This is a genomic window from Streptomyces africanus, assembly GCF_002150735.1.
In the GTDB taxonomy this organism is placed as follows: domain Bacteria; phylum Actinomycetota; class Actinomycetes; order Streptomycetales; family Streptomycetaceae; genus Streptomyces; species Streptomyces africanus.
The window spans coordinates 1-6593 of the sequence record NZ_MUKA01000003.1 but is presented as its reverse complement, the minus strand read 5'-3'; the positions used below and the strand labels follow the sequence as shown (position 1 = coordinate 6593).

Here is a 6593-nt window from a genome sequence, read left to right as displayed (position 1 = left end):
GGGCAGGACGGTGCCGGGCAGGGCGGCTTCCGGCAGGGCCGCGTCGGCAGCGGCGGGATCGCCGTCGCCGCCCGGTGCCGCCGGGTGCCGGGCGGTGTCCCCGGCCTCGCGCGCGGCGGTGTCCCCGGCCTCATGGGCGGCGGCGTCCACGGCCGCATGCGTGCGGCTTCCGGCCGCGTGCGCGGCGCTGCCCGCCGGGATCACCGCGCTCACGGTGCCCTGTGCCACCGTCTTTGACCCGGACGGCTCGGCCGGGTCCTCGACCGCGCTCAGCGTGCTCACGGCGCCCCGTGCGGCCGGGCCCGTGGCCGATGCCGGGACGGACCCGCCCGTCCGCGCCGGAGGCGGCCCGCCGTTCTGCCCGGCCGACGCGCCGGGCTCGGTGGCACGACCGTCCGCGGGCGGGACGATCTGCCGGCCGAAGCGGCCGTACGCCCCGAAGGTCTCGCGTGTGGCGGTGCGCCGGTACGTGCCGAAACGGCCGTACGTCCCGGCCGGCCGGGCCGGGGCCGGGCCCGCCTCCCTCGGCCGCAGCGCCAGCGCCACCGCCACCGACGCCGCTCCGGGCACGAGCGCGAGCAGCGTCAGGGCTCCCGGCAGGGGGAGCGGCCGGTCCGCCGCGAGGGCCTCGGCGGCCGCGCCGTCGAACGGCATGCCCGTCAGGTCGCCGCGCAGGTGCAGGAAGAACAGCAGGGCCAGCATCGAGCCCAGGGTGCAGGACAGGGCCGTCGTCGTCGCCGAGACGGCCATCAGGCGCAGCGGGCCGAGGCCGATCGCGGAGAGGCCGGCGCGGGGCTTCGTGGCGGGGTCGGTGCGGGCCACAGCGACCGCGAAGTACACCGTGGCGGCCAGCGGAGCCACGCACCAGGCGAGCCGCAGCAGAGCGGCGCCGGTGGAGCCGGGGTGGCCCAGTGCGTAGCCGAGGGCGCACAGCAGCAGGAAACCCGTCCCCGCCGCGGCCGCCGCGACCAGGAGGCGGCGCAGCTGGACGGCGGGGTGGGCGGCGCGGGTCAGACGGAGAGCGAGCACGCGGCCCGGCCTTCCGACTCGGTGGGGCCGCCGACCGGGGGCAGGTGCACCGTCTGCACGCACCGCCCGTCGAGCAGGGACACCGTGCGGTCGGCGAGCGCCGCGGTCTCCGGGTCGTGCGTGGCCAGGACGACCGTGATGCCGTGGGAGCGGGCCGCCGTGGTGAGGGTGCGCAGCGCGTGGGCGCGGTCGGCGCGGTGCAGGGACGCCGTCGGCTCGTCGGCGAACAGGACCGACGGGGCGGGGGCGAGGGCACGGGCGATGCACACCCGCTGCCGCTCGGCCTGCACCAGCTGGTGCGGGCGTTTGCGGGCGCCCTCGCCGATGTCCAGGCGCTCCAGCCACTCCAGGGCCGCCTTCTTGGCGCGGCGCCGGCTGGTGCCGCGCAGCATCAGCGGCAGGGCGGTGTTCTCCCAGGCGTTGAGCTCCGGGACCAGCGAGGGAGCCGGGTCGATCCAGCCGAAGCGGTCACGGCGCAGCCGCTCGCGGGTGAGGGAGCCCATGGTGTGCACGGGCACGCTGTTGAACCAGACCTCGCCGCGCCGGACGGGCACCAGGCCGGACAGGCACCGCAGCAGGGTGGTCTTGCCGCTGCCGCGCGGGCCGCTGACGGCGAGGATCTCGCTCTCCCGGACGCCGAGCGAGACACCGCTGAGCGCGGGGGAGCCGTCGTCGTGCTGGAAGTGCAGGGCGCGTGCCCAGAGCACGTCGTTGTCCGGCGGGGCCTCCATGGGCGTACACCTCGGTTCAGATCCGTAGTTCCCGTGCCAATCCCCCGTGCGGGGGAACGAAGGCAGGGCCGATCGGTCACTGGCACGCTAGGCAGAAGGCGGCGGGACGCCGGACAGCACGCGGCCCCGGACCGCCGTTTCTCACTCGGACGGGCGGCACCGGGGCCGGTGTTGATCATCCATGCAGACGATCGGAGCGACGCGGGCTCAGAGCTTCGTCCACGCCTCCGACAGGGTGGCGCGCAGGATCTGCTCGATCTCGTCGAACGTCGACTGGTCGGAGATCAGCGGCGGGGCGAGCTGGACGACCGGGTCGCCGCGGTCGTCGGCACGGCAGTACAGGCCGTTCTCGTACAGCTTCTTGGAGAGGAAGCCGTACAGGACCCGCTCGGTCTCGTCCGCGTCGAAGGACTCCTTGGTGTCCTTGTCCTTGACCAGCTCGATGCCGTAGAAGAAGCCGTTGCCGCGGACGTCGCCGACGATCGGCAGGTCGTGGAGCTTCTCCAGGGTGGAGCGGAACGCGCCCTCGTGGTCGAGGACGTGCTGGTTGAGGTTCTCGCGCTCGAACAGGTCGAGGTTGGCCAGGCCCACGGCCGCGGAGACCGGGTGGCCGCCGAAGGTGTAGCCGTGCAGGAAGACGTTGTCGCCCTTGTAGAACGGCTCGGCCAGGCGGTCGGAGACGATGCACGCGCCTATGGGGGAGTAGCCCGAGGTCATGCCCTTGGCACAGGTGATCATGTCCGGGACGTAGTCGAACTTGTCGCAGGCGAACATCGTGCCCAGGCGGCCGAAGGCGCAGATGACCTCGTCGGAGACGAGCAGCACGTCGTACTGGTCGCAGATCTCGCGCACCCGCCGGAAGTAGCCGGGCGGGGGCGGGAAGCAGCCGCCCGCGTTCTGCACCGGCTCCAGGAAGACCGCGGCGACCGTGTCCGGGCCCTCGAAGAGGATCTGCTGCTCGATCTGGTCGGCGGCCCAGCGGCCGAAGGCCTCGGGGTCGTCGCCGTGGATCGGCGCCCGGTAGATGTTCGTGTTCGGGACCTTGTGGGCGCCCGGTACCAGGGGCTCGAAGGGCGCCTTCAGAGCGGGCAGTCCGGTGATGGACAGGGCGCCCTGCGGGGTGCCGTGGTAGGCGACGGCGCGGGAGATGACCTTGTGCTTGGTGGGCTTGCCGACCAGCTTGAAGTACTGCTTGGCGAGCTTCCAGGCGGTCTCGACCGCCTCACCGCCGCCGGTGGTGAAGAAGACCTTGTTCAGGTCGCCCGGGGCGTGGTGCGCGAGGCGCTCGGCCAGCTCGACGGCCTTGGGGTGGGCGTAGGACCACACCGGGAAGAACGCCAGCTCCTGCGCCTGCTTGAAGGCGGTCTCGGCGAGCTCGACGCGGCCGTGCCCGGCCTGCACCACGAACAGGCCGGCGAGACCGTCGAGGTAGCGCTTGCCCTGGTCGTCGTAGATGTACGTGCCCTCCCCCCGGACGATGGTGGGGACGGGGGCCTTCTCGTACGACGACATGCGCGTGAAGTGCATCCACAGGTGGTCGTACGCGGTCTGGGAGAGGTCCTTGCTCACGGCTATCGGGTCCTCACGGTTATCGGGTTCCCCACATGTAGGTCTGCTTCTTGAGCTTGAGGTAGACGAAGCTCTCGGTGGAGCGCACTCCGGGGACGGCCCGGATGCGTTTGTTGATGACCTCCAGGAGGTGGTCGTCGTCCTCGCAGACGATCTCCACCATCAGGTCGAAGGAGCCCGCGGTCATCACCACGTACTCGCACTCGGACATGGCCGCGAGCGCGTCCGCCACCGACTCCACGTCGCCCTCGACGTTGACGCCGACCATCGCCTGTCTGCGGAAGCCCACGGTGAGCGGGTCCGTGACGGCGACGATCTGCATCACGCCCTGGTCGAGCAGCTTCTGGACGCGCTGGCGCACGGCCGCCTCCGACAGGCCCACGGCCTTGCCGATGGCGGCGTACGGCCGGCGGCCGTCCTCCTGGAGCTGCTCGATGATGGCGAGGGAGACGGCGTCCAGCTGGGGACCGCCGTTCTTGGACTCGCGGGAGTCCCTGTGATCTGCGCTTCGACTGGCCACCGGCTCACTGTGCACGAGGTCTCGACACTTCCGCAAGGTCTGATCGATGAAATCCGTTGTTTGGGTTGCTCGCATCTGCGGATTCCGTACGATCGAAGGGAGTGGGGGTGTTGAAAACGTGGACCGGCCGACTAGGGTGGGTGTCTCAAGTACTGGACATCCGAACTGGAGGGCCGGCAGTGAGCACCGAGCTGCGTCGTCTGCGCAACTACATCGGCGGTGAGTTCCGGGACGCCGCCGACGGACGGACCACCGAGGTGGTCAATCCCGCGACGGGCGAGGCGTACGCGACCGCTCCGCTGTCCGGGCAGGCGGACGTGGACGCCGCGATGGCGGCGGCCGCCGAGGCCTTCCCCGGCTGGCGCGACACCACGCCCGCCGAGCGTCAGAAGGCCCTGCTGAAGATCGCGGACGCCTTCGAGGAGCGCGCCGAGGAACTGATCGCGGCCGAGGTGGAGAACACGGGCAAGCCGGTCGGGCTGACCCGCTCCGAGGAGATCCCGCCGATGGTCGACCAGATCCGCTTCTTCGCGGGTGCGGCGCGGATGCTGGAGGGCCGCTCGGCCGGTGAGTACATGGAGGGCCTGACCTCCATCGTCCGCCGGGAGCCGGTCGGCGTCTGCGCGCAGGTCGCGCCGTGGAACTACCCGATGATGATGGCCGTGTGGAAGTTCGCCCCCGCGATCGCGGCGGGCAACACGGTCGTCCTGAAGCCGTCCGACACCACCCCGGCGTCCACGGTGCTGATCGCCGAGATCCTCGGCGGGATCCTGCCGAAGGGCGTCTTCAACGTCATCTGCGGCGACCGCGAGACCGGCCGTCTGATGGTCGAGCACGAGATCCCGGCGATGGCCTCCATCACCGGCTCGGTGCGCGCCGGCATGCAGGTCGCCGAGTCCGCCTCCAAGGACCTCAAGCGCGTCCACCTGGAGCTGGGCGGCAAGGCGCCGGTCGTGGTCTTCGAGGACACCGACATCGCCAAGGCCGTCGAGGACATCTCCGTCGCCGGCTACTTCAACGCCGGCCAGGACTGCACGGCCGCCACGCGCGTGCTCGTCCACGAGTCCATCCACGATGAGTTCGTCTCCGCGCTGGCGAAGGCCGCGTCCGAGACGAAGACGGGGCAGCCGGACGACGAGGACGTGCTCTTCGGCCCGCTCAACAACCCCAACCAGCTCGCGCAGGTCGAGGGCTTCATCGACCGGCTGCCGGCGCACGCGCGCGTGGAGACCGGCGGAAAGCGGGTCGGCGACAAGGGCTACTTCTACGCGCCGACCGTCGTCTCGGGTCTGAAGCAGGACGACGAGATCATCCAGAAGGAGATCTTCGGCCCGGTCATCACCGTGCAGTCCTTCTCGGACGAGGACCAGGCGGTGGAGTGGGCCAACGGCGTCGAGTACGCGCTCGCGTCCTCCGTGTGGACCAAGGACCACGGCCGCGCCATGCGGATGTCCAAGAGGCTCGACTTCGGCTGTGTGTGGATCAACACGCACATCGCGCTGGTCGCCGAGATGCCGCACGGCGGCTTCAAGAAGTCCGGCTACGGCAAGGACCTGTCGGCGTACGGCTTCGACGACTACACGCGGATCAAGCACGTGATGACGTCGCTGGACGCGTAGTCACCCCGTTCCGTCGGGACGGCCCCGGGCGCTGATGCCGCCCGGGGCCGTTCGTCTGTCCGCGGAACTGTTTTTGAACATGTTCAACATGGGCGTAGAGTGCCGCCATGAGCGACAGAGCCGCCCTGCTGAAGGGCATTCGCGCCTGGCTGGTCTTCTTCGTCGTGTGCCTGGTGCTCAGTGGCGCCACGGCCTTCCCCCTGGTCCACGAACTGCGCTGGACCGAGGACCTGCTGCGCGCGCTGTCCGTGGGTGAGCACCTGCCGGGTCTGACCGACTGGATCGAGCGGGTGCGGGCCGGGCTCGACCAGGCCGACGCCGACTACCCCTTCCTGCTCTACGGCACGGACTGGCTGGCCTTCGCACACCTGGTGATCGCGGTCGCCTTCTACGGGCCCTACCGCGACCCGGTCCGCAACATCTGGGTCGTCGAGTTCGCGATGATCGCCTGCGCGGGGATCATCCCGCTCGCCCTGATCTGCGGACCGCTGCGCGGGATCCCCTTCTGGTGGTCGGTGATCGACATGGCCTTCGGGGTGCTCGGGGTGATCCCGCTGTACGTCGTACGGCAGCGGATCAAGCGGCTGGAGGCGCTGACCGCGCCGGCGGCCGCCGCCCCGGTACCCAGCGGCTGAGAAAAAACTGTTATCCCGGGAACCTTCACGCCGTCTCCCCGCATGTGATCCCCCACATAGCCAAGGCCCCCGTCCTGCCTGAGAGGGTGCGTGCGGAAAAGTACTGATCTCAGCCGGCGAGAGGCCACCGTGGACAGTCAGCACTGGCGCGCCGTCATCACGGCGGCGCAGGCCGGCGACCGGCAGGCGCTGGACGAGCTGGTCGCGGGCTGGCTGCCGCTGGTCTACAACATCGTGGGCCGGGCCCTGAACGGCCACGCCGACGTCGACGACGTCGTCCAGGAGACCATGCTGCGCGCGGTCGACAACCTCGGTGCGCTGCGCGACCCGGACAGCTTCCGGTCCTGGCTGGTGGCGATCGCCATGCGCCAGATACGCGACCGCGCCCGGCGCCGCACCCCGGAGCGGCTGGAGGAGGCGGCGGCCTCCGACTTCGCCGAACTGACCGTGCTGAGGCTGCAGTTGGAGGGACAGCGGCGCGAGGTCGCCG

General features: G+C 71.0%; 6 protein-coding genes and 1 pseudogene. 3 read left to right on the top strand and 4 right to left on the bottom strand.

The annotated features are described in order from the left end of the window. From CCL05_RS45810 to CCL05_RS00855, 4 genes and pseudogenes are all read right to left on the bottom strand, one after another. A pseudogene (locus tag CCL05_RS45810) lies at positions 1 to 1029 on the bottom strand (hypothetical protein); the annotation flags it as partial. Continuing rightward, positions 1011 to 1760: an ABC transporter ATP-binding protein gene (locus CCL05_RS00865; RefSeq protein ID WP_086558521.1), complete on the bottom strand. Its 750-nt coding sequence runs from the start codon at positions 1758 to 1760 to the stop codon at positions 1011 to 1013. The pseudogene CCL05_RS45810 and the gene CCL05_RS00865, both read right to left, overlap by 19 nt. Positions 1761 to 1967: 207 nt before the next feature. Further along, positions 1968 to 3329, bottom strand: coding sequence for an aspartate aminotransferase family protein (locus CCL05_RS00860; protein ID WP_279629917.1), 1362 nt, complete (start codon positions 3327 to 3329; stop codon positions 1968 to 1970). Positions 3330 to 3348: 19 nt separating this feature from the next. Further along, the gene (locus tag CCL05_RS00855; RefSeq protein WP_086558519.1) at positions 3349 to 3864 is read right to left on the bottom strand and encodes an Lrp/AsnC family transcriptional regulator; all 516 of its coding nucleotides are present in this window, start codon (positions 3862 to 3864) and stop codon (positions 3349 to 3351) included. Positions 3865 to 4028: 164 nt separating this feature from the next. On the opposite strand from CCL05_RS00855, the gene CCL05_RS00850 reads away from it, so the two are divergent. From CCL05_RS00850 to CCL05_RS00840, 3 genes are all read left to right on the top strand, one after another. After that, positions 4029 to 5468, top strand: coding sequence for a gamma-aminobutyraldehyde dehydrogenase (locus tag CCL05_RS00850; protein ID WP_086558518.1), 1440 nt, complete (start codon positions 4029 to 4031; stop codon positions 5466 to 5468). Positions 5469 to 5575: 107 nt separating this feature from the next. Then, positions 5576 to 6103 (top strand): hypothetical protein, encoded by a 528-nt coding sequence (locus CCL05_RS00845; protein ID WP_086558517.1) that lies wholly within the window; start codon positions 5576 to 5578, stop codon positions 6101 to 6103. A gap of 129 nt (positions 6104 to 6232) precedes the next feature. After that, the coding region (locus CCL05_RS00840) for an RNA polymerase sigma factor (protein WP_143589793.1) at positions 6233 to 6593 on the top strand (361 nt) is incomplete at its 3' end.